The organism is Streptomyces sp. NBC_01707 (assembly GCF_041438805.1).
GTDB lineage: Bacteria > Actinomycetota > Actinomycetes > Streptomycetales > Streptomycetaceae > Streptomyces.
The window spans coordinates 4,162,479-4,188,552 of sequence record NZ_CP109190.1 but is presented as its reverse complement, the minus strand read 5'-3'; the positions used below and the strand labels follow the sequence as shown (position 1 = coordinate 4,188,552).

Below are 26,074 nucleotides of genomic sequence, written 5' to 3'. Positions count from 1 at the left end.
AGGAGGTCGCAGATGCCGGACGACGTCTCCCGTGCGTCGGGCCAGAACTGGGCCGCACAGAACCACGCCTCCCAGCACACGTCCTCGCACGTCACCCCGCTCAACTCGGAGCTCAGCTCCTCCGGGTTCCCCGTCCCCCAGCAGTCCGCGGCATCCGAGGCCACGCCTCACCCCTTTCCCGCCGCTCCTCCGACGCCGGTGGCCGCACCGCTGAGGGTCGTCGTCGCCGACGACAACCCGGTGGTCCGGGCCGGTCTGGGCGTGCTGCTCTCCGGCCGTGAGGACATCGAAGTCGTGGCCGAGGCCGCGGACGGCCGCCAGGCCTACGACATGGCCGTTCGGCACCGCCCGGACGTCGTCCTGCTCGACGTCCGCATGCCTGGGGTCGACGGCATCTCCGCGCTGCCGCACCTCGTGCAGGTCGCCCCGGTCATGATGCTGACGTACAGCCGCGAGAGCGAGATCGTCCACGAGGCCCTGCGGCTGGGCGCGGGCGGCTATCTGGTGCACGGGGAGTTCACGGCGGACCAACTCGTGCAGGCCGTAAGGGACACCAAGAGCGGGCGGGCCCACTTCACCGCCACCGCGGCGAACGCGCTCCTGGCCCATATGCGGCAGGGCCCCGGACCGCAGGGCGGGCAGCTGCCCGAGGGGCTGGGGACCGCGCTGACCACGGGCGTTCCCCACCAGGGCCCAGGCTACGACGGACAGGGCGCCGGACATGTGCAGCGACACGGTGCGCCTGCACATCCGCCGGCTCCTGAAATGCCGCCACCTGCGACGCGACCTGCCCAACTCGCGCAGGGTCTTTCGCAACTGCAACCAGTTGTGGCACAGTCTTCAACAACCGGGGGGTCGGCCATGGCTCCCAACAGGCAGCAGTACGGGCTGAGTTCGCGGGAGGTGGAGGTCATGGAGCTGATCGCGTCCGGCATGAGCAATCAGCAGATCGCCGCCACCTGCTTCATCAGCGAGAAGACCGTCAAGAACCACATCAACCGCATCTTCACCAAGTTGCACAGCGGCAGCCGCAGCGAGGCGATCGCACGCTGGCTCGGCACGGCGCCGGCGCGGGGGAGTGGTGGACATGGCTGAGCGGGGGGCATGGGCCCAGGGCTTGGGCGTCAGGACCCAACTCGCCCTTTGGGCCCGGGATTGGGCCCTGGGACCCTCTGGCGGGCAGGGTGTTCCGCCGTATGTTTCTCATGTCGCAAACGGCACCGGCCAGGAGGAAGCCGGTAACGGAAGCGACACCGAAGAAACGTGTGAGTCGGCCGGCTACCGGTCGGCCGAACCTGGAGGGGAACACCATGTCGAACATCACCCTGAAGACCGCCGTCCGCGTCAACGGCTGGGCCAGCACCGCCGTCCGTTCCATCCAGAAGCGCTACGAGGCCAAGGACCGCGGCCAGACGGCCTTCGAGTACCTCGGCATCATCCTGGTGGTCGTGGCGATCATCGGTGCGATCGTGGCGACGGGCATCGGTGGCGCGATCTCGGGCCGGATCTCCGACCTGGTGGACCAGATCAAGGCTGGCTGATGACCGCGAAACACCGCGGCGACGCAGGGCAGGCCTTCCCCATCTATGTTGTGATGGTGGCGGGCCTGCTCTTCCTCGCGTTTGCCTTCTTTGCTGTCGGTAAGGCATCGGCCACTCGAAACGGAGCTCAGGGCGCAGCGGACGCTGCCGCGCTCGCTGCGGCTCAGGATGCTCGTGACACGCTGGGTCCTCCGTTCGTCGCTTCTCTCATGACACCGGGCGGACTCCACGAGTTCCTGCAGGACTACATGTTCAACCCGGCGGTTCCGTGTATGCAGGCTCAGCGGTTTGCATCGTCCAACCGGTCGGACACCGTGACGTGTTCCCCGGAGTACGGCTACCTGCGGGACAAGATGCACGTCAGCATCCGGACCCGCTACACGGTTGGCGACACGGTGATCCCCGGTACGGAGACGCGACATGCCACTGCGGATGCGACTGCAGTCATCGAGTTCCGATGCACCTACAAGTTCAAGGGCGACCCGGGTGAACCGGTGAGCTTCAAGTGCGATGGCCGGGATGGCTTCTCGATCGACCCGACTGACTTCAATCAGAATGCATGGGCCGCTCTGAGCAAGGCCATCTTCGCCGTCCACTTGGTCGACGACTGACAGCGAACGACGAGTAAAGGATTCAGATCCCATGAGCATTCGGCGTACTGCGAGGACCCGAAGGGTTGTGGCAGCTGTCTCGATGACGGCGGCACTGGCCCTCGCCGTCACTGCTTGCGGCAGTGATGACGGCGGAAAGACGAAGGACCCTGGTTCCTCGTCGTCCTCCGCACCCTCAAAGCCCGACGGGGACAAGGGCGCGGCGCAGGAGGATACTGCTGCCGGGGACAAAGTAGACCCGAATGTGAAACTCGCCGAGGTCAGGGGCGACAAGGACATGCTGCTGGTCGTCAATGAGGTGAAGAGGGATTCCGGCGGGTTCGTCACCGTTCAGGGTGAGTTGAAGAATCAAGGTGACGCAGCCGTCAATCCCTCTGCATGGGCTGGCACCGAGAGCGTCATCGTCAGTAAGAATCTCAACTCCGTCGGTGGCGCGACTCTGGTGGACAAGGCCGGTAAGAAGCGCTACTACATCCTGCGCGACACGGATGGCCGGTGCCTTTGCACGACGGGGATGTCCGCGGTCCAGCCCGGAAAGTCGGTCCCGGTGTTCATGCAGTTCCCGGCTCCGCCGAGTACAACGACGGAAGTCGACCTCAGCCTGCCGACGTTTGCCACCACGTCCCTGAAGATTTCTGGGTGACGGCCGACATGACACACATCCGCGCACGGCGTAGGCCAACGCATGCGGCAGGCATCGCCATCGCTGCGGCCGTACTGATGGCCGGCACGTCCGTCTTCGGTGTTTCGACAGCGCTGGCCGATGACGGACCGAGCGTGCCGCCGGGGACTGAGGCATCCGCGACGCCCCCGGTCGAGGTGGACGGCAACGACCCCGACCTCAAGATGGCCGAGGGCGGCACTCTCGCTCCCGCCAAGGTCCTCGACATCATCCAGGTCGTCGAGGACATGGGCGGCGAGGAGCGTCGCGAGGACAGCAACGCGAGCATCAAGTTCGCGCTCCAGGCCGAAGTCCTCTTCGGCAAGGACAGCGCGAAGCTGAGCTCGGCGGCCAAGTCCCGTATCGCGGCCGTCGCTGCCGAGATCAAGAAGCAGAACGCCACCAAGGTGCGCGTCTTCGGCTTCACCGACAATCTCGGTTCCTCCGCTCACGGTGACGTGCTGTCCAAGCAGCGTGCCGACGCGGTGCATTCGGTGCTGGCCCAGTCGCTCGATTCGAACGTCACCTTCGAGATCCGCGGCTACGGCGAGCAGTACCCGATCGCCAGCAACGCCAACGAAGAGGGCCGGAAGAAGAACCGGCGCGTGGAGGTCTCCTTCCCGCGCGGCAACGCTTCCTGAGGGCGCAGGCCCACCTGGGGCCTGTTTTGTAGGGTCTCAAAAGCCTTGGCAGAATCTCACGGCAGTTGGCAGATGGATGGCAGAAATGCCACTGCCGTGAGACTTGCAGTTCAGGGGCTTGACTCGTTTGGGTGGCTCGGGCGGTAGTCCGGGTCACCCAGGACGGGATCTCAGCGCCTCGTCTCGTACCTGGTCAGGATCACGCCGCAGGGAAGCGTCCGCGTCTCCACCAGGTTGAGGTTCACCCAGTTGTCCAGCGCGGCGAAGAACGGCGTGCCGCCGCCCACCAGGACCGGCGCGGTGGCCAGCACGTACTCGTCAATCAGCCCGGCCCGCATGGCCGCCCCGGCGAGCGTCGCGCCGCCGATGTCCATGGGGCCGCCGTCCTCGGCCTTGAGCCGGGTGATCTCGGCGACCGCGTCGCCGGTGACCAGGCGGGTGTTCCAGTCGACCTTGTCGATCGTCGAGGAGAACACCACCTTCGACATGTCCCGCCAGCGGCGTGCGAACTCGATCTCCGCCGGGGTGGCGTTGGGCTGCTGGTCGCCGGTCGGCCAGTAGGAGCTCATCGTCTGCCACAGCTTGCGCCCGTACAGCGACAGGTCGGTCGCCTGCAACTGGTCGGACCAAAACTGGAACAGCTCGTCGCTCGGCACGCTCCAGCCGATGTCGTCGCCGGGCGCGGCGATGTAGCCGTCGAGGGTCAGGTTCATGCCGTAGATCAGTTTCCGCATGGCGCCAGCCTTCCGTGAGTCGGTCTCACGCGTACAGACCGGCGCGGCGCGGGAAACTCATCGGTGCGCGATCTGAGCTCACATGTAGTCCTCGTGCTCGGTGGCTCAGCCCCCCGCCGACCCATGCCGCAACCGCTCATGGTGACCCGCTGGCTGGTGTACGTATTGTTCGGGGCGACTGTGCTGGGCGGCACAGGCCTGTTCCTCACCGCCGCCTCCCTTGACGCGGTGAAAGGCACGCTGCTGGGGCTGCTTGCGTACGCGGCCGCGCCGGGGGCTGTCGGTTGGGTGCTGGCGCGGCGCGTCCGGCCCGGTGGGGTCCGGGTGTGGTGGGGCCTGATCACAAGAAGACCGGTACGACCCCACCAGGCACCCCGGCTCAGACCATCGCGGACAACGGTCTCGGCGCCCGGATCGCCGGCCAGGACGTCACTCCCAAGCAGCTGAAGGACATGGACGCCGCGTGGAACTCCAAGACCGACGCGGAGAAGCAGGCCGCTCGTGACTCCGGCAAGATGAAGGACCCCAAGAGTGCGATGGAATACCTGGGAGTCTCGTGATGACTACGGAAGACGATGGCGAGGAGCCCTTGCTTCCCGAGGTCGTACGCGCCCTGCCGTACTCCTGGGACCTCGGCTTCGTCTGGCCCCCCGAGACGGAGGAGAGCCGAGAGAACCTCGCCTACGCGCGAGCCGTGCTCGAAGCCTGCCTTCCCCCGGCTCCCCTTGCCGCACCCGAACCTCCCTCCGAAGTGATTCTGAAGTTCCTGGGCCAGGACGCGTCCTGGCCCGAATGGACCCGGATCAGGCACGTGTTGCGGGAGCGCATGCCGTACGCCCGCTGCGTGACGCGTGAACGCATGGCCGAGGCCGAGGCGGAGTGCGCGCGCAGAGGCTTCGACACCACGGACTTCACCGAGCGGTGGACCGTCCGTATCTCTGCCTGGATCGCCGAACAGGTCCTGTACTGGTGCGGGCTCATGGTCGATGACACCGCGGCGATCACCCCATGGGCCATGGAACTTGCCGAGCGGTACGCGCAGCGAGGCATGGCCGCCGAGCAGGCCGTGTGGACACTCCGCAACACCGCCGAAGTCCCGCAGAGCCGCGAGGCCCTGGCCCGGCTGGCGGAGGACGAGGCGCTGCCTGCCGAGATCCGTGAACTGGCTGCGCAGGAGCGCGGCTGAGCGGTGACTCCCACGTCCGTCGGACAGGTCCCGTATCGGGCTGCCGTCAGCGTCCGTGCCGATTCCGAAGCAGTCGCATCTCCGAGCAGCACAGGACCTTCAGTGCGGATCCACCCAGCCGTGTCGGACGGCGTGACCGCCGAGCTGCATCCGGGTCCGGACTCCGGCCATGTCCATGAGGTGGCGCAGGCGTCGGTGCAGCGTGCGCGGTGACAGGCCGAGCTGTGTCGCGGCCGTCGGGTCGGTCAGACCGGCCAGCAGTAGCGCGAGGATCTTTCGGTCGAGGTCGGTCGGACCTTCCGCACCGAGCTCGACGGTGGTTCCGGCTTCGCCGCCGGTGCCCGACAGTTCGAGTGGGTGGGCGGTGCGCCATACCGTCTCGAACAGCGCGTCCAGGGCATCCAGCAGGCCGCTGCGGTGCAGCAGTACGGCGCCGGGTTCTCCGGCCGGTGTGACCGCGAGCGGGACGAGGCCGAGGTCGGCGTCGGCCAGCACGAGTTTCATCGGCAGCTGGTCGGCGACACGCAATTGCACGCCGTTTCGCAGTGAATCGATCGCATCGGTGATGATGCCAGGCTCTGCCAGCACCGCCCGGTCCAGTACCACCCGGAAGTGCACGCCGCGGCCGATTGCCGCGGGTTCGGCCGTGTTCTCGTCGGGCGGCACGGCGAGGAACGGTGCGGTGATGAAGCTGCGGACCTGCGTGCGGGCTGCCTGCTGCACCTGCAGGAAGCGATGACGGATGGCGTCGACGCCTGTGACGACCTCGATCAGATCGCTGATGCTGTTCCCGGTCATCGCCGCCCGGTGTTCCTCGGCGAAGGTCACCAGTGCGTGCTCAGCCATGCGTAGCCCGTCCCGGCGCTGGCTGATGAGAGCGCCGAGCGCCATGGCCGGCGGCGCGGCCGTGTACTGATCGTCCGCCGACCCGATCACCAGCCCCCACCCGACCAGGCGGGACAAGGCCTTGTCCACGTCGGCCCGCGATACGACGAGCAGATCCGACAGCAGCATCGCGGTGGAGTTCGGCCGTCCGAGCAGCGCCCGGTAGACGCGCTCGTCATCGGGTTCGAGGCCCAGAACATCCAGCATCGGCGACCGACTCTCTTCCGCTTGCCGCAGCGGGGAGAGTATGCGCCATGGCGGCAGACCCTGAATAGTCCCTGCTGGGAGCAGGTGTGACGGGAAGGGCCCCGGGGAGTCGCCTCCCCGGGGCCCGACGGTGCGGTTCATCGCAGGCCGTACGCCCGGATGATCTCGTTCTTGACGCTGAAGCCGCTGTCCGTCCCGGCGCTCGCGCGGACCGAGATGAAGCCGCCGCGCTTCTTGGCCGCCCTGAACGAACCCGTCCAGTAGCCGTGGGCGCCCTTGGCCAGGGTCACCTTCTGCCAGGTGGCGCCGTCGTCGTACGAGACGTCCAGCTTCACATTGGTGACCTTGCCCGGCACGGTGCCGAGGTCCATCGACACCGGCTTGAGCGCGATCTTCTGGGTCGCGTCGGCCTTGACGTCGCCGTGCAGGTCCGACTCCAGCTTGTAGTTCAGGTTCAGCACCGAGAACGGCTCGAAGAAGTCCGAGTCGACGGTGTCGGACATGAACGTCCACTCGGTGTGGGTGCGCGTCGACAGCCGGAAGGCGTCACCGGGCCGCTCCGCGTCGAGGACGGCGCGGTAGGGCAGGTTGCCCGCCGGCACCTCGACCCACTGCATGTCGGTGCTGTTCGGGTTGTCGTGGATCAGCTTGTCGCCCTGGAAGACCTGCAGGTGGGTCGGCGTCTCACCCCAGTCCAGGAAGCCGCCCAGCCGCATGTTGTCGCTGGCGGAGGCCCATGCCTGCACGTTCCAGGTCATGTAGTTCTGCCAGCGGGAGTTGTACACGCCGAAGGACTCGCCCTGGCCGGGCCGGGTCGCCGGAGCGAACCAGTCCAGACGGGTGGTGCTGCCCTTGGCATACGTGTTGTCGCCCGAGACCATCACCCACGGCAGGTCTCCGTCGACGCCCTGCGCGTGGAACTCTCTCCAGACCTGGCCCGGCGTCACCCATTCGGTGCGGGTGCCCGGGTGCCACTCGCGCTCGGGGAGGTTGAACGACGGGCTGAGGGTGAAGTCGGACCGGTAACCTTCCGCCACCCCGCCGTCCGCGGCCGAGTAGTAGCGGGCATCGATCCGGGCGAGGTCACCCTTGGTCGGCTTGTAGACCAGGGCCCGGTTCGGCACCTGGCCGGGGTATTCCCGGGTCAGGTCGTAGACGAACGGCGTGTACTCGGTCTGCTTCGCGGTCAGCTTCAGGAAGCCGGCCTTGGCCATCGAGACAAGCGTCCTGCCCGCGTCGCGGTGCACGGTGGCGACCGGGATGGTCGACTCGCCGACGTACTCCATCAGGGCACCGACACCGTCGTTGACCACGACCAGCGCCTTCGCACCGGCCGCGGCCGCGGCCTCGGTGCGCTCCTGCGGCGAGACCTCGTCGCTGCGCTCGATGACGACGACCTTGCCCTTGGCCCTGACCTTCTTGTACTCGGCCACTGCGCCGTTGCCCGCGTAGACGGCGTCCAGCTTGTCCGTGGCGGTGCCCAGCGCGCTGCCCGCCTGCACCAGTGTCTCGAAGCGGAGCCGACCGCCCGGCGTGCTCAGGCTGAGCTGCGGCTCGCCCTTGCGCCAGCGGGTGGTCAGCATGAACTCGCCCTGCTTCATCGGCTCCGTCGGCGCGACGTAGACGTCGTCGTACGTCGGCGGCAGCACGTACGCGCTGCGGTAGTCCGTGAACGGGTCGAAGCCCTTGTAGTGGACGTTGAAGTCGACCTTGCGCTGACGGTCCTCGGTGCGCTGCGGCGCCTCGGTCTGCAGCAGGCGTGCCTTGCGCGCGTCCAGCACCACGTCCATGGAGCCGTTCTTGAGCACGGTCTCCGGGTCGACCAGCACGGCCAGACCCGAGCGGTCCGACTTCTCGCCGGCCACGTCGAGGTAGCCCGCGACGGTGTACAGGCCGGGGGCCATGCGCATGGTGGTGGAGCCGTCGACGTAGACGTTCCACGGCCAGAAGTCGCCGGCCAGGTTGACCGTGACCCAGCCGGCGGCGGGCTTGCCGTCCCGACCGACCAGCTTGATGTTCAGGTCGTAGCGCTCCTCCTCCTTGAGCAGCGCCACGGACGTGCGGGTCACCGGCTTCCCGGTGGCCGCATCGGTCCCTGTCACGTAACCGACGTGCCGGCCTGGCGAGGCGGCTTGCGGGTCACCGGTCACCGGGACGGTGGCTGTGCCGCCCGCAGGGACGGTCACCTCGGTGGCCCCCAGCGCGAACGGGCCGCCGTCGTCGGTCAGCGCCAGTTTCAGCGTGACGTCGGCGGAACCGGTGTTGGTGTAGGTCAGGTCCTTCGTGACGGCGACGTCGCTCGGCTCGTGCGGCCATGTGTAGTTGCCGAAGAAGAGCGAGCCGGTGCCGCGGACCGTGGTGCGCACGGCGGCGGCCACATCGACACGGCCGGTGCCGACCTCGTACGGCGAGTACCCGTCGGCCAGGCCCTTCGCGGTGCTCATCAGGTGTTCCTTGAGCTGCGCGCCGGTCCAGTCCGGATGCCGCTGGGCCAGGATCGCCGCCGCGCCGACCACGTGCGGGGTGGCCATCGACGTGCCGCTGAGGGTGCGGTAGAGGCCCTCACCACCGTCGGTCATCTCCTGCGAGCGGGCCGCGGTGATGTCCACGCCGGGCGCCGCGATGTCCGGCTTCATGCCGCCGGAGTAGGCCAACGGGCCGGTGCTGGAGAAGGACGCGAGCTGGTCCTGCTTGTCCGTGGCGGCCACGGTCAGCGCCGAGGCGGCCGCGCCCGGGGCGGAGATGCTTTCCGGGCCCGCGTTGCCGGCGGCGATGACGAACAGCGTGCCGTACTGCTCGGACAGCGCGTCGACCGTCTGCGACATCGGGTCGCTGCCGTCCGTCGGGTAGGAGTCGCCGAGGCTCATGTTGACGACGTCCGCACCGGATTCGGCGGCCCACTGCATGCCGGCCATGACCCAGGAGTCCTGGCCGTAGCCCTCCGCGCCGCCGAGCACCTTGCCGACGAACAGGTCGGCGCCGGGGGCGACACCCTTGTAGTCGCCGCCGGAGGCGGCGCCGGAGCCGACGATCGTGCCGGCCACATGCGTGCCGTGCCCGTTGACGTCGGTGACGCCCTCGCCCGGTACGAAGCTGGTCGTGCCGTCGATCAGGCCGGCGAAGTCGGGGTGGTTGACATCGATACCGGTGTCGAGCACCGCGACCTTGACGCCCTTGCCTGTGTACCCGGCCGCCCAGGCCTCAGGCGCGCCGATCAGCGGCACGCTCTCCTTGAGGTCGGCCTTCACGCGACCGTCGAGCCACAGCTTCGACACACCCGCGCCCAACTTCGCGCTGCCGTGCGGCGCGACGGTGGTCCAGAAAGTGCGGGCCTGCCGCTTCTCGGTGCTGAGCGCTGCACCGCGGATGCCGTCGAGCCTGCGAGTCAGCTTGCTGCCCCGGGGGGCCGTCGGCTCCACGGCCGAGCGGGACTTCGGCTGGGCGTACGCCGCGATCAGCGGCACCGCGGCCGACTTCGCGTCGTCGTAGCCCATCTCGATCAGGTCGGTGACGTTGAACAGCCGCCGGTCCAGCTTGTCCGTGCCCAGCAGCGGCACGGCCTCGTCCGGGATGACGAACAGGTCACCCTTGATCTCCTGGATCTTTACGCCGCCGACGGCGCTGTCCGGCCGGTCGACGTCGGCGGTCTGTTTGCCGTCGGCCATCGTGGTGACCGTGACGACGTCGCCGGTGACCAGGGTGACCTTGTGGGTCGCCGAGGGCTTGGCGGGAACGGTGGGTTTGATCGGAGCGGCCTGTGCGGGCGCTTGCAGAACTGCGAGCCCCGAGGCCAGCAGCGGCACCGCGGTCGCGGCCGAGAGCAGCTGCCAGCGTCTGCGCCGGAAGGCGGAAGATCGTGAGGGGGAGAACATGCCATGGGTCTATCGGCCGCCGACGCCGACGAGAAGGCCTGACGAAGGCAAGTCCTTGCCATGGCACAGACTTGCCGACCGTGAATCACGCGAAGCGGGACAAGGTCGCACTTTCCCCGCGTGGCCTTGAGCCGGCGGGCGCGGCGCGAAACCCTTGGCGACCGGTCGCCGCCCCGCTCGCCCGCGCTCTCCGCGTCATCGACCGGCTCCTGCGTCTCGGCCGGCTCGGACGGCGGGACCTGTTGACGGGAACCCGGGCCTCCTGCTCACCCGTTGAGTGGCCCTGCCCCCGTTCAGTGGCCCTTCAACGGGGCCCGAGGGACTGTTCGGCCCAGATGGTCTTGCCGTGCTGGCTGTAGCGGGTGCCCCACTGGTGGGCGAGTTGGGAGACGATGAACAGCCCGCGACCTCCCTCGTCCGCGACCGGCGCGTGTCGCAGATGGGGTGCGGAGCTGCCGCCGTCCGTCACTTCGCAGGTGAGCGTGCCCTCCAGGATGAGGCGCAGTTGCACGGGCGGGGCTCCGTAGTGCACGGCGTTCGTGGTCAGTTCACTGACGATCAGCTCTGCGGTGAAGACGGTTTCGTCGTCGAGGTTCCATCGGGCGAGTTGGCGCCGGGCCAGGGCTCGGGCTTCACCGGCGCCTGTCGCGTCGGGGGTGAGTCGCCAGGTGGCCACGTGGTCGGGCGCGATGCCGGAGGTACGGGACAGAAGAAGCGCGGCGTCGCCCCGTGGGGGATCGGTGCCCAGCGCGTAGACGACGTCGTCGCACAGGGTCTGCAGTGAGCGGTCGGGCCGGCTCAGCACACGCCGGAGCAGGTCGGGATCCGTCTCCGCCTCCGGGAGCAGGGCCGCGGTGTAGAAGGCGAGGATGCTGCCCTCGGCGAGTTCGAAGCTCGTGGAAGCCCTGGGCAGATCCTCGGCGCATCCCAGCAGCGGACTCGCCGGGACGTCACAGACATGGGACGTGCCGTCCGGGTGGACCACGATCGGTGCGGGGTGCCCCGCACGGGCGATGGTGCAGATGCGGGTGATGGGGTCGTAGACCCCGTAGATGCAACTCGCGGTCAATGTCTCGTTGTGCAGCGGATCGGCGGGTGGGAGTGCCGCACGTTCCTCGGCCAGGCGGCCGGTGGTGTCGTGCAGTCTGGCGAGGAGTTCGTCGGGCTCCAGGTCGAGTGCGGCCAGCGCGTGGATTGCGGTGCGCAGCTGCCCCATGGTGGTGGCGGCGGAGATTCCGTGTCCGGTCGCGTTCCCGGTGACCAGGGCTGTGCGGGCGCCGGGCAGGGCGATGGTGTCGAACCAGCTCGCACCCAGGTCCGCGGGGAGGCGGAGCCACGCGGTGTCGACGGCTGTCCGCGGACCGGGGCTCTGGGGCAGGAGCCGGCGCTGGGTCGTGGTGGCGATGGTCCGCTCGCGGGTGAAGCGGCGGGCATTGTCGATGCACAGCGCTGTGTGGGCGGCCAGGTCGAGGGTGAGGTCGATGTCGTCCTCGGCATAGGGCTCGGTACGTCCGCAGCGGTACAGACTCATCAGCCCCAGCACCGTGCCGCGGAGCGTCAGCGGCGCCGTGATGAGCGAATGTGCCGCCGACGCGCGGATGGCCTCGGCACGTGGTGGATCCGCCGCCAGCCAGGCACCGTCGGCACTCAGTTCCACGAGCCGGGGACGCAGGTCGGACAGAGCCTGCCCGAACGGGGTCCCGTAGGGCGCGGTGCGTACATCGCCGACCGGATGCACGGGCTCCGCGACACGGCTGCGGAAGGCGGCACGCCGTAGGGGCACGTCCCGGCTGAGCGGACCGATCGGGGGGTCCTCACCCCGTACGACTTCATCCACCACCTCGACCACGAGGATGTCGGCGTATCCGGGCACCAGCACATCCGCGGCCTCCTGGCAGGTGGTGACCACGTCCAGGGTCCGACCGACGCGTTCGCGCACATCCGCAACGATGGCGGTGTGTGCGTGCGCCCGTTCACGGTCGGTGACATCGACCGTGGAGAGCGCAATCCCGAGGACCGCACCTCGGGCGCCCTGGAGGCGGAAGGCGGACACGGAGAACACCCGTTCCCGGCCGTGATCGACGGGAAAGCGAGTGCGTACCAGGCGGTCGACGGCCGGCCGGCCCTGCTCCAGGACGGGTCGGAGCACGGTGTCCACGTCCGCCGGGTCCGAGAGCGGGTACGCCTCCGGGAGCGACCGACCCAGCACGCTGTCGGACCGAATTCCGTGCATGGTGAGTGCGGCCGTATTGACGCGCATGATCCGGAGCTCGGGGTCGAGGATGTGCAAGCCGATGGGTGACTGGGTGAACAGCGCCTCGATCAGACTGGCACCTATGCCGGCCGCCACATAGGTCCCGTCGGCGGGTTCCGTCGACAGTCGCCTGATCTCCCAGGCCACGGCGCGGTCTCTCAGTACCGGACGCGCGCGCAGGTCACCCGCCGCAATGCGGCCTTCCCGGGACTTCAGCTTCAGCTCGTCCTCGCCATGATCGCCCTTGCCGACCGTGAAGAGTCCTGCGGCCGGAAAGCCCAGCACCTCGGACGCGGGGAGGCCAAGCAAGGAGGTGGCCTCGTGACTCCACTCCGTGATCACACCGGAACCATCGACGATCATGAGCGCGTCGCCCCTCACGGCCCAGGCACCTCCGTCGGCCGTCGGGGCGATCACACATCCTGACAGCGGGTGACCGTCCCGAGTCTTCGATGATCCCGCAGGTGAGGTGGTGACCTCCGTCCTGAGGAGTACTCGGCGCCGGATCGACGCCCGTTTTCAGTGTGCCGCGATGCGCTCGACGCGGCGACACCGAGCTGTACGTGGCCACGCCGGCCTGCGCCGCGACCGGCACTCGGGCACCGGTGCCGCGTGACGTGTCACGCCGTCGCGTTTCCATCGGGCCGTGAGCGTGCCGTTGGCATAGCCCGATAGCAATTGCCTCCACCGGTACCGGCCCGGGCTCTCCGGCGTCGGAGCAGGTGGTCGACCTTGCCGGCCTTCCCGTGCCCTGTGGCTGCCGGATTCCGTCGTGGACGACCGGGGCGGGGAACGGGGTGTCTGCGACGGACTGCCCGCCGCACGCGGGCATCAAGGTCCTGGGCCCAGCTGCCCAGGTGACGGAAGCTTCGCCGGGCTACGGTCGTACGTGAGCATCCGGATCGCGGCACAGCGGCGTCGAAAGTCGCATTTGTGTATGTGTGGGGGCGCGTCGGAAGGCCCCATGACTCCTACCGGCGGGTAAAGGTTGCACAGGCGGAGTCTTGTATCTCGATCATCTCCTTCCTAAGTTCAGGTGAACATCAGTAGAACTCCAGGAAGTCATTCCATGCACCGAGACATACCGCCCCTCGTCGAGGTGCGTCGCATCACGCAGAAGAAGCGCGATGCATGGTGGACCGTGCTCCTGGTCGACCCCGTGGCCACACCGCTGGTGCGGTTGGTTGCCAGGCGCACCCGCATCACGCCCAACCAGATCACCTGGGGGGCGCTGATCCTGGGGCTGGTTTCCGCCGCGTGCTTCGCCAAGGGTGACTGGTACTGGCTGATCGCCGGCGCGGTGCTCTACCACCTGAGCTTCATCCTTGACTGCATGGACGGCAAGGTCGCCCGTCTCACCGGTCAGGGATCTGTGTTCGGCGCCTGGCTGGACTACATCTTCGACCGGATACGGGTCATGGCCTGCGCCATCGCCCTCATGGCCGGGCAGTACAGCCGCACCGGTGAGATGATCTATGTCTGGCTCGCTGCCGTGGTCGTCTTCCTGGACGGTCTGCGGTACATCAACTCGCTGGAGATCTTCAAGACCCGGCACACGATGCGCAAGCAGATCAAGTCGCGCATCCGGGCGGCCCGCCGGGACGAGAACCAGGCAGAGCTCGCCTTCATGGAGGACCTGCTTCGGGACAACCCCGAAGCCGACGTCGAACAGGATGCGACCAGCGCCCCTGCGCGGGAGGAGGCGCTCTCCGGTCCGGTGAAACTCGCAGCCTCCCGAGGGCAAGTGATCGATCTGCAGCAGGAGTTCCGTCACCGCTTCCCCGGCTACCTGCGGTTCCGCTCGTTCATGCTGCGCCACCGCATCCGCACCCATCTGATCAGTGGCATCGAGTTTCAGATGAGCGTGTTCATCATCGGTCCGCTCCTGGACCAGATCATCGGTGCCACCGTCGTCAGCGCGGCGCTGCTGCTGGTCTTCGAACTGGCCATCGTCTACAAGCTGCTGTTGTCCACCCGTGACTTCACGCGCACGATGAGCTCCTTCGAGCAGCAACAACAGAACATCACGACTGCCGCCTGACCTCCGGCGGCGACCGTACGTGGGTTCACAGGTCGTCGGGACTGTCGTCGCGCAGCTTCCGCCAGAGGCGGGTGCGGTGCAGCACGTAGAGGGCGATGAACAGGACGATGGCCTGCAACCCCACCGCGAGCATCCAGAAGACGGTCGTGCTCTCCAACTCATCGGTCATGTAGGTGAAGTTCATGCCGAAGAATCCGGTCAGGAAGGACAGCGGCAGGAAGATCGTCGACACGATGGCCAGCCGGTTGATCACGCCGTTCTGCTCGCCGGACACGAGGGATGAGTAGCTGACGAAGGCTCGCCGGGAGGCGTCCTGGAGGGACGCGATGTCCGTGAGCACCGACCTGGCTGCGCGTTGGTACGAGCGGACGAGCCTCTGCCGCTCCTCCGGGAAGTTGCCGCTCAGCATCCTCCGAGTCAAGGTCTCGTCCGTCGCCTCCAGGTACGGCAGGAGCGAGTGGTGCAGGAGGGCCGCCCGCCGTCGTAGCCGTGCCAGACGGTAGACCTGCTGGGGCCGGCGTTCCCGGAACATCTCGTCCTCGAGGTCCTCCACCTCCAGCAAGGCTTGTACGGCGGAGCGGCGAAAGGTCCCCAAGGTCTCCTCCAGCAGCAGGAACAGCGTGGCCACGGTGTCGGAGGGCCTTTCGTGCGGCAACCGGGCGGTGAGGTTCCCGATCGGTCCCAGCGGCCCTCGGTGAACGGTGACCAGGTACCGCTCGGTCACGAAGGCGTGGACATGGATGACCTGGCCTGCCTCGACGACGGGTACGACGAACCCGGCACTCTCCCCGAGGAACTCGGCCCGCACGGACTCGCCCTCCCTGCCGAGCCACGCCAAGTCCTCCGCTTCCAGGCCGAGCTGATGGGCGACCGGCTGTTCGTCGGGCGATGCCTCCTCGGGCAGCTCGATGTCCACGATCAGAAAGCGGGATGTCGCGAGGCGCTCACGCGCCTCCGACACGTGTGTATGAGTAACGGTGCCTTCCGGCATCGACACCACCGATACGATCATCGTTCCTCATCGTGGATCACCGGCTGCGGCACCTTTCAGCGTGTGCAGACCCCGAAGGCCGCGCACCTGGAGGGATCCATTCGCACCGCCGGGCGGCCCCGAACGGGTGAGGGCCGCGCCGCCCGGCGTCCGTAGGCCCGAAGGGGCGCCCGCCGTCAATCGCTGCCCTGGTGGAGGCTCTGCAAGGTCACGGGGATGCCGACACTGGAGGGTGCTCCGGCAGACCTCCCCTGGAGTTCGGCGGCCATGTCCCGGATCGCGGGGAGCCGGGCGAACAGCGCATCCCCGGGGCAGTCGGTCTCATTGCCGTCGCGATGGCCGGAGATGACGTCGAATTCGGCCGAAGTGCCCTTGGGATAGCGGCTCTTGTCATTGGTGGACGTCAGTCGCACCTTGCTGCGGGGGTCGACACCGCGCAGGCCGAGTTTCCAGGCGGCGAGGGCTGCGATCGCGTGCTCCATGGGCTCCGGCACCTGTGTCCCCCGTCCGAAGGTGCCGATCGCCGCGATCCCCGCGGTGCCCTGGTTGAACCCCTGGGTGTGGGAGCCGACGACGGGGCGGTCGACACCGCCGGCGCGGCCTTCGTAGACGTTGCCGCATCGGTCGACGAGGAAGTTGTAGCCGAGGTCTCCCCAGTCCCGGTCACGGGTCTGGCCCGTGTACAGGTTGCGCAGGGTGAGCGGGACGTCCGCGCAGTCGTAGTCGTTGGGGGTGTCGGTGTGGTGGATGAAGATGGCTGTCACCCCTCCCGCGTAGTGGGCATGGGCGTCGCGCTTGGTCTCGTCGGCCCGCCACTGCGCACGCGACACGATGGTGGGCCGCTGCGCCGCACGGGGGAATGTCACGGGCGTGGCTCCGAGGACGGGGAACGGCCGCGCGGAATCCACGACGGGTTCCGTGGCGGTCTGGGTCCGCTGCGCCGAAGGAGGACTTTCCGGCATCGTCCCGTCCGCGGTCCCGCCGTTCGTCCCCCCTGCCGCTGCCGCCGTGAGAGCAACGGCCGTAGGGACCATGACCCACAGTGCCATTCGGTAGAGACGCACAGGGAGACCTTCTTTGTCTTCGCCGTGGGGACGGGCCGTGGGGACGGTGTGGGGTACGTACGCCCAACAGCTTTCCGGGAGGAGGTTCGCTGCGCGCGCCGGGTTACCGCATGCAGGGGAGCATGCCGACGTACGCAGGGGTTCCGAAGCAGGGCCGTGCCGAGGCCCCGGCACCCGGCCGGGCGTACCGTCCATGCCCGACTGCCCGGACGCACGTACCGTGACGAGGGACTGCACAGGGTCGTCGCAGAGGTTCCGGCATGGAGGAGTGGACGTGAAGCTCGGCCTGCACTACTGGAACTACTCGCAACCCGCCGACCCCGCGCTCATCGCGCCCACCCTCGGCGAGGCGGCGCGGATCGCCGACCAGGGCGGGGTCGCTTCGTTCACCGTGATGGACCACTACTTCCAGATGGAGACCCCGCAGAGCACGGCCGACGAGCCGATGCTGGAGGGGTACACGGCCCTCGGATACGTGGCGGCGCTGACCCAGCGGATGACGCTCGGCCTGATGGTGACGGGTGTGATGTACCGCTATCCGGGCCTGCTTGCGAAGATCGTCACCAGCCTCGACGTGCTGTCCGGCGGCCGGGCCGTGCTGGGTCTGGGCGCCTCCTGGTACGAGCGGGAGCAGCGCGGACTCGGAGTACCGGTCGTTCCGGTCGCGGAGCGGTTCGAACGGCTGGAGGAGACGCTGCAGATCTGTCTTCAGATGTGGAGCGAGGAGAACGGCCCGTACGAGGGGCGGCACTACCGGCTGGCGGAGACGCTGTGCATGCCGGAGCCGATCGGCGAACGGCCACCGATCATGATCGGCGGCGGCGGCGAGAAGAAGACGCTGTGGCTGGTCGCCCGGTACGGCGACGCGTGCAACCTGTTCGCCACCGACGTGGACGAGGTGGCCCACAAGCTCGACGTACTGCGGGCGCACTGTGCGGCGGCGGGCCGCGACTACGACTCCATCGAGAAGACCCTCATGTTCAACAGGCCGGTCCTGGACGAGACCGATGCGTTCCTCGCCGACGTCGAGGAGTACGCGGAGCTCGGCATCACGGCCGTCCAGGTGCTGCCGGACCGGCACCCGGTCAGTTTCGCCGAACAGCTCGCCGCACGCATCGTGCCCAGGCTCGACACGATCGGCTAGACCGCCCGGGAGCCCGTTGCAGTCGGTTCGCAGGGTTCTCCGTATCAGGAGTCCGTTCCGGTACGGCGGCACCGACACCGGCGGCGGAGCTGATCAGCAGCGCGGCGACGGAACGGGCCGAAGCCGGGCGGTCGCTGTCGAGTGCGGGCCACAGCCCCGTCGCGGACCACGGCCACCCGCTCGCCGACAGCTTCGGGGCTCGTGGAAGCACTCGATTTCCAGGGAGAACTCCATGCGTTACACGACCTTCGGCCGCCGAACCGGACTGCGCGTCTCCCAGTACGCGCTCGGTACCGGCAATTTCGGCACCGGCTGGGGCGCCGGGGCCGAGCCCGGCGAGGCACGCCGTATGTTCGACCGGTTCGCCGAGGCCGGCGGGAACTTCCTCGACACGGCGGACGAGTACCAGTTCGGCGAGTCGGAGACGCTGCTGGGGCAGTTCCTCGGCGCGGAGCGGGATGACTTCGTCGTGGCCACGAAGTTCACCAACGGCGCCGCTCCGCAGTCGGGTCTGTCGCGGACCGGCAACAGCCGGAAGAACATGCGCCACTCGGTCGAGGCGAGCCTGCGGCGCCTCGGCACCGACTACATCGACCTGCTCTGGGTGCATTTCCCTGACGGCCTGACGCCGGTCGAGGAGATCCTGCGCGGCCTCGACGACCTCGTGGGCCAGGGCAAGATCCTGCACGCGGCACTGTCCAACTTCCCCGCCTGGCGCGTCTCGCGCGCCGCCACGCTGGCGGACCTGAAGAACTGGGCGCCCGTCGCCGGAATCCAGGTCGAGTACAGCCTGGTCGAGCGGACCGCCGACCGTGAGCTGCTGCCGATGGCCGAGAGCCTCGGGCTCGGCACCGCCCTGTGGTCCCCGCTCGGCGGAGGGCTGCTGACCGGCAAGTACCGTGGTAGCGCGGAAGGCCGGCTCAGCGACCTGAAGACCCTGGTGCACACCGAGAGCAGCGATCAGAAGACCGCGATCGTCGACGCCGTCCTTGCCGTCGCCCAGGAGACCGGTGCGCCCCCGGCCCAGGTCTCGGTCGCCTGGATCAACGAGCGGGCGGCACGCGCGACGACCTCCCGGATCCCGATCGTCGGCCCGCGCACACTGGGCCAGCTCGACGACTACCTGGGCGCCCTCGACGTCGTCCTCACGCCCGAGCAGTACAACCGCCTCTGCGATGTCAGTGCCGTTCCGCTGGGTGTGCCGCACGAGGCGAGCGCAGGTGTCCGGGACAGGGTCCAGGGCGGGGACGCCTCGCTCTTCGCCACACCTGCCGTGCCGGTCGCCTGAGCCGTTCAGGTACTCATCGGGTCGCCCCCTCGCCGGTGCATGCGGACCGGTTTTGGGGCCCGCCCCTGGGCCCGTGGGCCCACGCCCCCGTCGGCTGTGCTCATTACGCTCGTAACCGACCGAACGTGAGCTGAGGGCCTGCCGCCACCGAGCGGCGATTCGACATGCTCATACGCACATCCGAAGAGGTGCCCCCACACTCTTATGAGGTGAAGCGTCGATGAAAGACGGTTTCTTCCACTCGTACCATCTCGGCTGGAGCCGACTCGATGCCGAGTCGTTGCTCGGGGATCTGGGCGCGGCGGGGCTGCGGCTCGACCACCCGGCCACCGGCCGCATCACCCTGGTCAGCCCCGGTTCCGAACCGCCGGCCACCCAGGCGCGGGTGACCTGGGAGCAGCTGGTGACCGTGGCGGGCCTGCAACGGCTCGACGAGATCAGTTTCCTGCTGTGGGTGAGGAGCGGCGCCGAGGTGTACGCGCGCATCCGTCGCACGGGGGGTGGCGTCGTCGCTCTCGAATTCGGGCTCCACGGGCTGTCCCAGGACGATCAGGAGCTGGCCGTCCGCGCGATCAGGGAGGCGATCGGCAGGGCCTCCGTGCTCTGCATCGGCTTCGTGGTCGACCGCGAGGGGGCATCGGAGGCGACCGACTGGGACGGGGTCATCGTCAACGGCACGACGCTCTTCGACAGTTGGCCGGACACGCTGGCCGTACGGCACGAGGTGGCGGCGGTGCAACCGCAGCTGTCGGGAGTGTCGTCGTTCGAGCAGTCGCCGTGGAAGCTGTTCGGCAGCGAGGTCCCCAGCCGGTAGCGGAAGCCAGGAACGGAGAGCGGGGCTGACGGCCCGCCAGGTTCGGCCGACCGTGGAGACCCCGGCACGGGCCCGACACCCTCAGACCCAGCCCCGCATCGCCACGAACCCGTACAGCAGACCCAGTGAGAACACTGTCAGGCCGGCCGCGAACACCGCGGGCATCAGTACCGGCCCCCATGCCCGCGGTCCGGCCACCGTGGCGCGCTTCTCGGGGGCCGCCGGATCGTACGTGATCCGGATCGGCGCCCCGACCTCGAAGCCCAACGGGCCGGGCGCATGGTCGACGAACTCCATGTCGCGGCCGTCGAGCGTGCGGAACGCGAACACGTACTCCGTCGCGTACCCACGCTCCCGGTCCGCCCCCCGGTCCACGACCCGTCGCTCCGCGCACCGGCCCTCGACCTGCACCCCGTGCCGGATCAGGCTCAGCACCCGGCCCAGCCGCAGCGCCGACCGCACGGCGAACGCACCGAGGAACAGGCCGAACAGCAGCAGGAAGGTCGCGGTGCCGCCGGGCAGAACATTCATGAACGCCAGTCCTCCACGGGCTACTTCACGGTGATCGAGCCGACGAACGCGTCGAGATCCTTGGCGCTCAGCGAGCCCTTCACCGCATTGATCCGGATGGCGAACGGTACGTCCTTCGAGTCGACCCCCGCCACCACGACCCCCGTCATCGGGGTGCCGCTCGCCGGGGTCTGCTCCTTGCCGGACGAGGTGAACTCGTAGTCGATCCGACGTGCGTCCCGTGCGCTCTCCTCGCCCGCCAGCCGCACATCGGAGGTGGCTTTACGGGTAGCGCCGAGGCCGATACCCGCGCCCGCCGCGGCGGCCGCCTCGCCCGCGTCGTCGACGCCCGTGGCGAAGTCGAGCTGGACCGACACCATGCCGGTGCGCAGCCCGCCCTCCGTCTTGAGCGCGACGGCCGCGTTGCTCCTGCTGCGGTCGGCCGCGGACTGCTCCTTGTATCCCTTGTCCTTCGGGTAGCCGACGGACAGGCTTTTCGTGTCGAGCTTGCCCCAGCCGTCCGGGACGGCGCCCGCGTCCGAGGAGCCGCAGCCGGTGAGAAGGGTGAGGCCGATGGCGGCGGCGACAGCCGCGCCGAGCATCCGGGACCTGTTCACTGCCGCCCTTGCCGTTGCCGCTGCCATGGTCTGTTCATCGCCTCTCGTCGTGCAATGGTGCCGGGTGGTGCCGCCGGTGCTGCGGGGTGCTCAATTCGCGCAGTAGCTGTACGGAAGGAAGCTGCGCTTGTCGCCCTGCGGAGCTCCGAGGAACTGCGCGTCCGTCAGTGTCTCCTTCTTGTGCTCGTCCGAGATGGAGAACCCGAGACTCATGCCGAGCGAGACCTCGAAGCCGAACTCCTGGGCGTCCGTCTCGCCGTGGTACTGCATGGTGCTCGACAGGCCGTCCTGGAACATCATCTGCTCGAAGGGGTCCGTTCCGTCGGGCTTCTGCTGCAGCGACTTGTCGCCGAACATGTACTCGAACGGTGCGGTGTTGTTGCCGCTGCCGTCCAGCCACTTCTCGGCGATGGCCCGCTTGTCCTCGGTGGCCTTGTCGTCGTCCTTGCCGAAGACGATCGAGTTCGTCTGGACCTCGATGCCGGTCTCGCCGGACGAGTCGGTGACGCTGCCCTTGCCGCCGCGCTTGTCGCCGTCCTTCTTGCCGTTGTCGCCCTTGGCCTCGCCCTTGTCGGACGTCGAGCCCGTCTCGACCGTCTTCGTCATGTCGATACGGACGATCTTGCCGGTCTTCTGGTCACGGGTGACGGTGATCGCTCCGGTGCGGGTGTCCTTCGCGCCGGCCGTGCCGGTGAGCGGGCCCGCCGTGCCGCTGACCTTGCCCTCGAGTTCGAGCTTGGCGGTGTACGTGTACGACTCGTTGCCGTTCACGTCGTCCTTGGTGATGGTCACGTCGGGGGAGAACTTGGCCTTGCCGCCCAGCTTGGCACCGAGCTCGGACTCGTCGCCCGCGCTGATGTTGAGACCGCCGTCGGCGTACACGTTGAGACCGATGGTCGAGTAGGAGATCTTCTTGTCACCGATCTTCTTCTCGACGTCCTCCTTCTTCTCGGCCCACTTCATGCCCGAGTACCAGCCGCCGCCGTAGCCGCCGCTGTACTTGGTCGAGGTCTCCCACATCTTCATTTCCTCGATGTCGTCCCGCATCTTCTTGGCGTCCTCCTCGCTCTTGAAGACCCAGGTGTCACCGTTGGTGATCTTGATGCCGCCGCCGACGTCGACATCCGCCTTGCCGAGCTTGCCGAGCTTGACGCCGGGCGTACTGCCGGTGGCGCCGACGGACGCGGCGTCCGTGAACGTCATGTAGACCAGCTTGTCGTTCTCGTCGACCTTGCCGTCCTCGTTCACGTCCGTCTTGGCCTGGCTGACCTTCTGCTGGAAGCCGTACTCGTTGCCCCACTCGAACCAGCCGATCTTCACCTTGTCGCCGACGGTGTCGGAGACGCTGGAGACCTGGCACAGCTTGGGCTCGTAGTCGGCATCGGTCTTCGGCTTCGCGGTCGGGTCCCCGCCGCCTGTCGTGCATCCGGCGCTGCCGCCGCCCATCGAGCTGATCGCACACCGGATCCGGTCGCCGATCTGCCCGCCGACACCCGCCATCGCCATCGCGCCGATCAAGGTGACGACGAGGACGATCACCCCGAGGTACTCCATGGCGGTGGCACCGCCGTCACGCCAGGTGTACGAGTTCGGCGCGGCGGGCTCCGTCTCGTCGGCCTCCAGCAGCCGGTCGACGGCCAGCCCCACGGCCGAGCCGGTGACCAGCACCACCACCGGCATCAGCACGCCTTCGACACCGACGACGTGCCACGAGACGTAGAGGCCGTACGCGAGCCCGACGACCGGAACACCCAAGGTGGCGAGCAGATACAGCAGACGGGACTCGCGTTGCTCGTCGGGCAGGACGCGGGCGGCGGCCAGGGTGGCGAGGAGGGTGGTGATGACGCTGGGCACATGCAGCAGTGCCAGCCGCCAGGTGAATACCTGGAGCCGCTCATCGGTGGCGAGCGTCTCGACGAGTCCACGCGTGACCAGGATCCCGGCGAAGACGTAGACGAGGGCGCCGACGGCCCAACTGCGCGTCAGGGGAAAGAACACACCCCCGCCGCGCTCCCGCGGTATGTGGCCCCCGCTTCCGCTTCTCCAACCGCCGCCACTTCTCACGGTCTTCCCCTCCGCCACTGACTCGCACTGCCTGCCCGCCCCGCTGCTGAACCTCGGGTGTGGCGTGAGCGTACGGGCGGGCGGACCGGATGACCTGGGCCCTTGGCCCCAAGTTCGGGCCCAAGTCCGCGGGAACGGGGCGTTGGGCCCGGGGGTCGGTGAAGCCGGGACAGCCCTCAACCGTCGTGGAGCACAGCCGTATCGACACCGACGCCGACACCGGCCACGCCGCCGTGCAGCTTCAGCCAACGCTGCTCGTCCGCCGCGTTGCCCACCTTGATGCCGAACGTCCACGTCGGATCGAGGAACAACGTGCGGCCCCCCTCGAAATCGAGGGCGAGGCAGGTGCAGTCGACGCCGGCGGACGTCCGGTAGGCGCGCAGCCGCGTGCAGCGCAGTTCGTCGCGGCCGTCGCCGAAGAGCTGCTCGCCGAACGAGGCGACGATCACCTCGTCCTCGGCCTCCGCCAGCAGCTCGATGTCGGCCCAGTCGAGCCCCGGAACGCGCGTGGCGCCCAGCCGGTCGTACTGGCCCTGCGACTCGAACCGCAGCAACCCGTCGTCCAGCCGCAGCCATACGGCCATCGGCTGCGGCCGGAACTCGGGGAGGTCGTCGTCCCGGTCGATCCAGCCCGGGACCAGGACATCGCGGACGCGATGCTCACGCAGTGCCGCTTCGACGGTCCGCCAGCCGCTCATATCCCTGCACCCCTGTCTCTGCGGCTACTTCCTCTTCGGCACCAGCTTGGTGAACTCGATGCCGGTGTCCATGCCTTCACCGCTCTTGAGCGCAGTCCAGAAGTCGCCGTTCTCCTTCAGTACGATCGTCACGCCCTTGCCACGATAGATCAGCCCCTCGGGCTCGCCCTTCTTCAACGTGCCCTTTCCGACCAGCTCGAACGTGCCGTCCTTGATGGCCTTCGCGATGTCCTCCCGGAACCGCGGGCCGTCCTCCTTGAGCTTCTTGTACTTGGTGCCCAGCGCGTCCTCGACCAGCTTCTTGTGACGCAGGAAGTGGTCCTTGAACTTCTTGGCGTCGCCCTCGCCCACCTCGGGCTTCCTGGCTGCCTCGGCCTCTTCGGGAGACATCTCGCAGTCGTTGTTGTGGACGAGCGCGTTCGACGCGCCGACGCCCACGTAGTACGTGTGGACGCCCTCGACCGTCAGGTCGTAGGTGGTCAGTCGCCGGGTGTACCGGGAGACGCCGGTGACCGTCAGCGTGGAGCCGGCCACCGTGCGCAGCTCGTCACCACGGCCGAGCTCGCCCGCGTCGGCCCAGCGACCGCTGTCGCTCAGCCAGAACGGGTGGGTGTCCGTCGCCGTCAGCCGGGCCTGCGTGCCGTCCGTCGCCACCACGAGCCGCGTGAAGTGCTTGTCGTCGTACGTGGTGATGGTCCGCTCGACACGACGGGCGCCGGTCACACCGCTCACCGGGTCGGTGGCGACCACACGGTCGCCGACGGAGACGTTCTGGATCGGGACGCGGCGGCCGTCGGCGAGCAGGACCGGGGTGCCGGCGAGGAAGCTGTGCCGCGCGGGGCAGGTCGTCGGCTTCTTCTCGTCCGGCTTGTCCTCCTTCCTGGGCGGGTCCTTCTTCGCGTCGTCGAGCTTCTTTCCGGCGTCCTCGAGCTTCTTCTCGGCTTCCTTGACCTTCTTGCGGTTCTTCACCAGGCCCTTGAGGGCGTCGTAGAGGTCGCCGCCGTGCTTCTTCAAGCTCTTGATGAGCTTGTACGCCTTCTTCCACTTCCACGGGGCGCCGTACTTCGCCCCGAGCTTCCCGACCGCACCGCCGATCAGGGTCAGCAGCACATTGATGAGTGTCTCGGTGCAGGCGCCCATGTCGCCCTGGGTGATGCAGTCCAGTGCGTCGGTGATCCCGAGCTCGTCGGCAAGGATCTTCGCGAGTTCCTTCGCGGCTTCCTTCGCCTTGTCGGTGTTGGACTTCTGCTCCGCCTGGGCGTCCTGGAGTTCCTTCAGCGCCTTGTCGTAATCGACCTGCTCGGGCGTCTTCGGCGTGCCGTCGTCGTTACGGTCCGAGGCCGGGTCACCGGTGCCCGGCTTTCCCGAATCGCCGTCCCTCGCCTCGGTGCTGCTGTCTCCGCCGCAGTTCCCGCCGCCCCCGATCCGGCAGACCTGCACACCGATCTTCTCGGTGAGTTCTGCACCGATCCCGGTCGCGACGAGCGCACCGACGATCGCCCCGACCACCAGAACGAGCCCCAGGTACTCCAGCGCGCCCTGCCCCCGATCACGCCGACGGCGCAGGCCCACCAACCGCACGTCCGTGCGCGGCACGGAACCCCGTGACCACCTCCGGATCCGACGACGCAAATCCCCCAGCTGAGACATGGTCCCGACACTAAAAGTCCTGACACGCCGGTGTCTTGGGCCTGTGGACCCAATGCCGGAAGCGGTGCCCGTCCCGTGTCCTGGGGCCCAAGACGCCTGAACCGCAAGGAAGTAGCGTCCTGCCCGAACGCAGTCACGGCGGGACGAACGGAAGGGTGGACGGGTGAGGACTCGCTTACAGACAGCGGAGCAGCTGAAGCTGACGGAGGAGGAGTCCCGGCTCCTGCAACAGGGCCTGGTCGAGTGGAGCGGACCGGCGCGCTGCACGGAGGAGTTCGCGGTGGCCATGGGCTTCGATGACGCGGACGACCTGAACCGGCGGGGGGACAGAATCCGCACGGCGCTGGCCGCGAAGGAACCCCTCGAGCCGATGGACTGGGCGCGGGCCCTGCTCGCCACGGAGCTGGCGTTCGCCAGCGAGGTGGTCGGCTCGGGCTACGAGTGGTCGACGACGACCGGCTGGTCCGACGACACGACCGTGAAGATCCTGCGCTCCACACAACTGAAGCTGATCCGTACGGTGTCCCCGCTCGTCGGCCGCGGCCTGGGCACCCGTCCCTCGACCTCCTGAGCGCCGCCCCGAGTTGGGCCCGTGGGCCCA

The 26,074-nt window shown here is 68.3% G+C and carries 23 protein-coding genes; 12 read left to right on the top strand and 11 right to left on the bottom strand.

All coding sequences use genetic code 11. The features are described from left to right. The first annotated feature begins 12 nt into the window (after positions 1 to 12). The 5 genes from OG963_RS18705 to OG963_RS18685 all read left to right on the top strand — a co-directional run bounded on the left by OG963_RS18705 (position 13) and on the right by OG963_RS18685 (position 3,454). On the top strand, positions 13 to 1,095 hold the full coding sequence (locus OG963_RS18705; protein WP_093772986.1) for a response regulator transcription factor: 1,083 nt from the start codon (positions 13 to 15) through the stop codon (positions 1,093 to 1,095). A gap of 215 nt (positions 1,096 to 1,310) precedes the next feature. Then, the gene (locus OG963_RS18700) at positions 1,311 to 1,541 is read left to right on the top strand and encodes a Flp family type IVb pilin (protein WP_093929491.1); all 231 of its coding nucleotides are present in this window, start codon (positions 1,311 to 1,313) and stop codon (positions 1,539 to 1,541) included. Next, on the top strand, positions 1,541 to 2,152 hold the full coding sequence (locus OG963_RS18695) for a pilus assembly protein TadG-related protein (RefSeq protein WP_319736855.1): 612 nt from the start codon (positions 1,541 to 1,543) through the stop codon (positions 2,150 to 2,152). Before OG963_RS18700 ends, OG963_RS18695 begins: the two co-directional genes overlap by 1 nt. Before the next feature lie 31 nt (positions 2,153 to 2,183). After that, a complete protein-coding gene (locus tag OG963_RS18690) occupies positions 2,184 to 2,795 on the top strand; it encodes a hypothetical protein (protein ID WP_319736853.1) in 612 nt (203 codons plus the stop codon). A gap of 8 nt (positions 2,796 to 2,803) precedes the next feature. Further along, positions 2,804 to 3,454, top strand: a complete 651-nt coding sequence (locus OG963_RS18685) for an OmpA family protein (protein ID WP_319736852.1) — start codon at positions 2,804 to 2,806, stop codon at positions 3,452 to 3,454. A 170-nt stretch (positions 3,455 to 3,624) separates the two neighbouring features. Here the strand turns inward: OG963_RS18685 and OG963_RS18680 are convergent, their stop codons facing one another. After that, entirely contained in the window at positions 3,625 to 4,188 is a 564-nt protein-coding gene (locus tag OG963_RS18680) for a dihydrofolate reductase family protein (protein WP_319736849.1), read from the bottom strand. A gap of 326 nt (positions 4,189 to 4,514) precedes the next feature. Here OG963_RS18680 and OG963_RS18675 point away from each other — a divergent pair, with 326 nt between their 5' ends. Beyond that, positions 4,515 to 4,748, top strand: a complete 234-nt coding sequence (locus tag OG963_RS18675; protein ID WP_319736847.1) for a hypothetical protein — start codon at positions 4,515 to 4,517, stop codon at positions 4,746 to 4,748. Next, complete coding sequence (locus tag OG963_RS18670) at positions 4,748 to 5,374, top strand: hypothetical protein (RefSeq protein ID WP_319324634.1); 627 nt, start codon at positions 4,748 to 4,750, stop codon at positions 5,372 to 5,374. The genes OG963_RS18675 and OG963_RS18670 overlap by 1 nt, the downstream gene beginning before the upstream one ends. Positions 5,375 to 5,473: 99 nt before the next feature. Here OG963_RS18670 and OG963_RS18665 read toward each other — a convergent pair whose 3' ends face one another. The 3 genes from OG963_RS18665 to OG963_RS18655 form a co-directional block, all read right to left on the bottom strand. Beyond that, a complete protein-coding gene (locus OG963_RS18665; protein ID WP_093929484.1) occupies positions 5,474 to 6,466 on the bottom strand; it encodes a helix-turn-helix domain-containing protein in 993 nt (330 codons plus the stop codon). A gap of 137 nt (positions 6,467 to 6,603) precedes the next feature. Further along, entirely contained in the window at positions 6,604 to 10,338 is a 3,735-nt protein-coding gene (locus OG963_RS18660; protein WP_371799261.1) for a S8 family serine peptidase, read from the bottom strand. Between the two features lie 304 nt (positions 10,339 to 10,642). Then, positions 10,643 to 12,973, bottom strand: coding sequence for a SpoIIE family protein phosphatase (locus tag OG963_RS18655; protein WP_371799260.1), 2,331 nt, complete (start codon positions 12,971 to 12,973; stop codon positions 10,643 to 10,645). 688 nt (positions 12,974 to 13,661) lie between these two features. On the opposite strand from OG963_RS18655, the gene OG963_RS18650 reads away from it, so the two are divergent. Then, positions 13,662 to 14,633 carry a CDP-alcohol phosphatidyltransferase family protein gene (locus OG963_RS18650; protein WP_093772973.1) on the top strand — a complete coding sequence of 324 codons (972 nt, stop codon included), beginning with the start codon at positions 13,662 to 13,664 and terminating at the stop codon, positions 14,631 to 14,633. 25 nt (positions 14,634 to 14,658) lie between these two features. Here OG963_RS18650 and OG963_RS18645 read toward each other — a convergent pair whose 3' ends face one another. Both OG963_RS18645 and OG963_RS18640 read right to left on the bottom strand, forming a co-directional pair. Next, entirely contained in the window at positions 14,659 to 15,594 is a 936-nt protein-coding gene (locus tag OG963_RS18645; protein WP_256223443.1) for a CorA family divalent cation transporter, read from the bottom strand. 206 nt (positions 15,595 to 15,800) lie between these two features. Further along, positions 15,801 to 16,490 carry a peptidoglycan recognition protein gene (locus tag OG963_RS18640; RefSeq protein ID WP_319324642.1) on the bottom strand — a complete coding sequence of 230 codons (690 nt, stop codon included), beginning with the start codon at positions 16,488 to 16,490 and terminating at the stop codon, positions 15,801 to 15,803. 472 nt (positions 16,491 to 16,962) lie between these two features. On the opposite strand from OG963_RS18640, the gene OG963_RS18635 reads away from it, so the two are divergent. From OG963_RS18635 to OG963_RS18625, 3 genes are all read left to right on the top strand, one after another. Then, the gene (locus tag OG963_RS18635) at positions 16,963 to 17,832 is read left to right on the top strand and encodes an LLM class F420-dependent oxidoreductase (protein ID WP_037821785.1); all 870 of its coding nucleotides are present in this window, start codon (positions 16,963 to 16,965) and stop codon (positions 17,830 to 17,832) included. Positions 17,833 to 18,064: 232 nt separating this feature from the next. Then, a complete protein-coding gene (locus OG963_RS18630) occupies positions 18,065 to 19,120 on the top strand; it encodes an aldo/keto reductase (protein WP_362269769.1) in 1,056 nt (351 codons plus the stop codon). Between the two features lie 220 nt (positions 19,121 to 19,340). Further along, a complete protein-coding gene (locus OG963_RS18625) occupies positions 19,341 to 19,934 on the top strand; it encodes a hypothetical protein (protein ID WP_371799259.1) in 594 nt (197 codons plus the stop codon). 81 nt (positions 19,935 to 20,015) lie between these two features. On the opposite strand, the gene OG963_RS18620 is transcribed toward OG963_RS18625, so the two are convergent. From OG963_RS18620 to OG963_RS18600, 5 genes are all read right to left on the bottom strand, one after another. Continuing rightward, positions 20,016 to 20,465 carry a DUF3592 domain-containing protein gene (locus OG963_RS18620; RefSeq protein ID WP_093772963.1) on the bottom strand — a complete coding sequence of 150 codons (450 nt, stop codon included), beginning with the start codon at positions 20,463 to 20,465 and terminating at the stop codon, positions 20,016 to 20,018. A 20-nt stretch (positions 20,466 to 20,485) separates the two neighbouring features. Then, positions 20,486 to 21,088, bottom strand: coding sequence for a hypothetical protein (locus tag OG963_RS18615; protein ID WP_371126335.1), 603 nt, complete (start codon positions 21,086 to 21,088; stop codon positions 20,486 to 20,488). A 63-nt stretch (positions 21,089 to 21,151) separates the two neighbouring features. Beyond that, complete coding sequence (locus OG963_RS18610) at positions 21,152 to 23,125, bottom strand: hypothetical protein (RefSeq protein WP_371126334.1); 1,974 nt, start codon at positions 23,123 to 23,125, stop codon at positions 21,152 to 21,154. 176 nt (positions 23,126 to 23,301) lie between these two features. Beyond that, entirely contained in the window at positions 23,302 to 23,823 is a 522-nt protein-coding gene (locus OG963_RS18605; protein ID WP_093772959.1) for a hypothetical protein, read from the bottom strand. A 24-nt stretch (positions 23,824 to 23,847) separates the two neighbouring features. Beyond that, a complete protein-coding gene (locus OG963_RS18600; protein ID WP_371799258.1) occupies positions 23,848 to 25,419 on the bottom strand; it encodes a polymorphic toxin-type HINT domain-containing protein in 1,572 nt (523 codons plus the stop codon). Between the two features lie 217 nt (positions 25,420 to 25,636). On the opposite strand from OG963_RS18600, the gene OG963_RS18595 reads away from it, so the two are divergent. Beyond that, positions 25,637 to 26,044, top strand: coding sequence for a hypothetical protein (locus OG963_RS18595; protein WP_093772955.1), 408 nt, complete (start codon positions 25,637 to 25,639; stop codon positions 26,042 to 26,044). Positions 26,045 to 26,074 lie beyond the last annotated feature (30 nt).

Coding starts and splice junctions, on each gene's coding strand:
- OG963_RS18700 (WP_093929491.1), top strand. CDS start 1,311: ATGTCGAACATCACCCTGAAGACCGCCGTCCGCGTCAACGGCTGGGCC.
- OG963_RS18615 (WP_371126335.1), bottom strand. CDS start 21,088: ATGGCAGCGGCAACGGCAAGGGCGGCAGTGAACAGGTCCCGGATGCTC.
- OG963_RS18685 (WP_319736852.1), top strand. CDS start 2,804: ATGACACACATCCGCGCACGGCGTAGGCCAACGCATGCGGCAGGCATC.
- OG963_RS18670 (WP_319324634.1), top strand. CDS start 4,748: ATGACTACGGAAGACGATGGCGAGGAGCCCTTGCTTCCCGAGGTCGTA.
- OG963_RS18630 (WP_362269769.1), top strand. CDS start 18,065: ATGCGTTACACGACCTTCGGCCGCCGAACCGGACTGCGCGTCTCCCAG.
- OG963_RS18680 (WP_319736849.1), bottom strand. CDS start 4,188: ATGCGGAAACTGATCTACGGCATGAACCTGACCCTCGACGGCTACATC.
- OG963_RS18690 (WP_319736853.1), top strand. CDS start 2,184: ATGAGCATTCGGCGTACTGCGAGGACCCGAAGGGTTGTGGCAGCTGTC.
- OG963_RS18605 (WP_093772959.1), bottom strand. CDS start 23,823: ATGAGCGGCTGGCGGACCGTCGAAGCGGCACTGCGTGAGCATCGCGTC.
- OG963_RS18660 (WP_371799261.1), bottom strand. CDS start 10,338: ATGTTCTCCCCCTCACGATCTTCCGCCTTCCGGCGCAGACGCTGGCAG.
- OG963_RS18705 (WP_093772986.1), top strand. CDS start 13: ATGCCGGACGACGTCTCCCGTGCGTCGGGCCAGAACTGGGCCGCACAG.
- OG963_RS18665 (WP_093929484.1), bottom strand. CDS start 6,466: ATGCTGGATGTTCTGGGCCTCGAACCCGATGACGAGCGCGTCTACCGG.
- OG963_RS18620 (WP_093772963.1), bottom strand. CDS start 20,465: ATGAATGTTCTGCCCGGCGGCACCGCGACCTTCCTGCTGCTGTTCGGC.
- OG963_RS18625 (WP_371799259.1), top strand. CDS start 19,341: ATGAAAGACGGTTTCTTCCACTCGTACCATCTCGGCTGGAGCCGACTC.
- OG963_RS18650 (WP_093772973.1), top strand. CDS start 13,662: ATGCACCGAGACATACCGCCCCTCGTCGAGGTGCGTCGCATCACGCAG.
- OG963_RS18695 (WP_319736855.1), top strand. CDS start 1,541: ATGACCGCGAAACACCGCGGCGACGCAGGGCAGGCCTTCCCCATCTAT.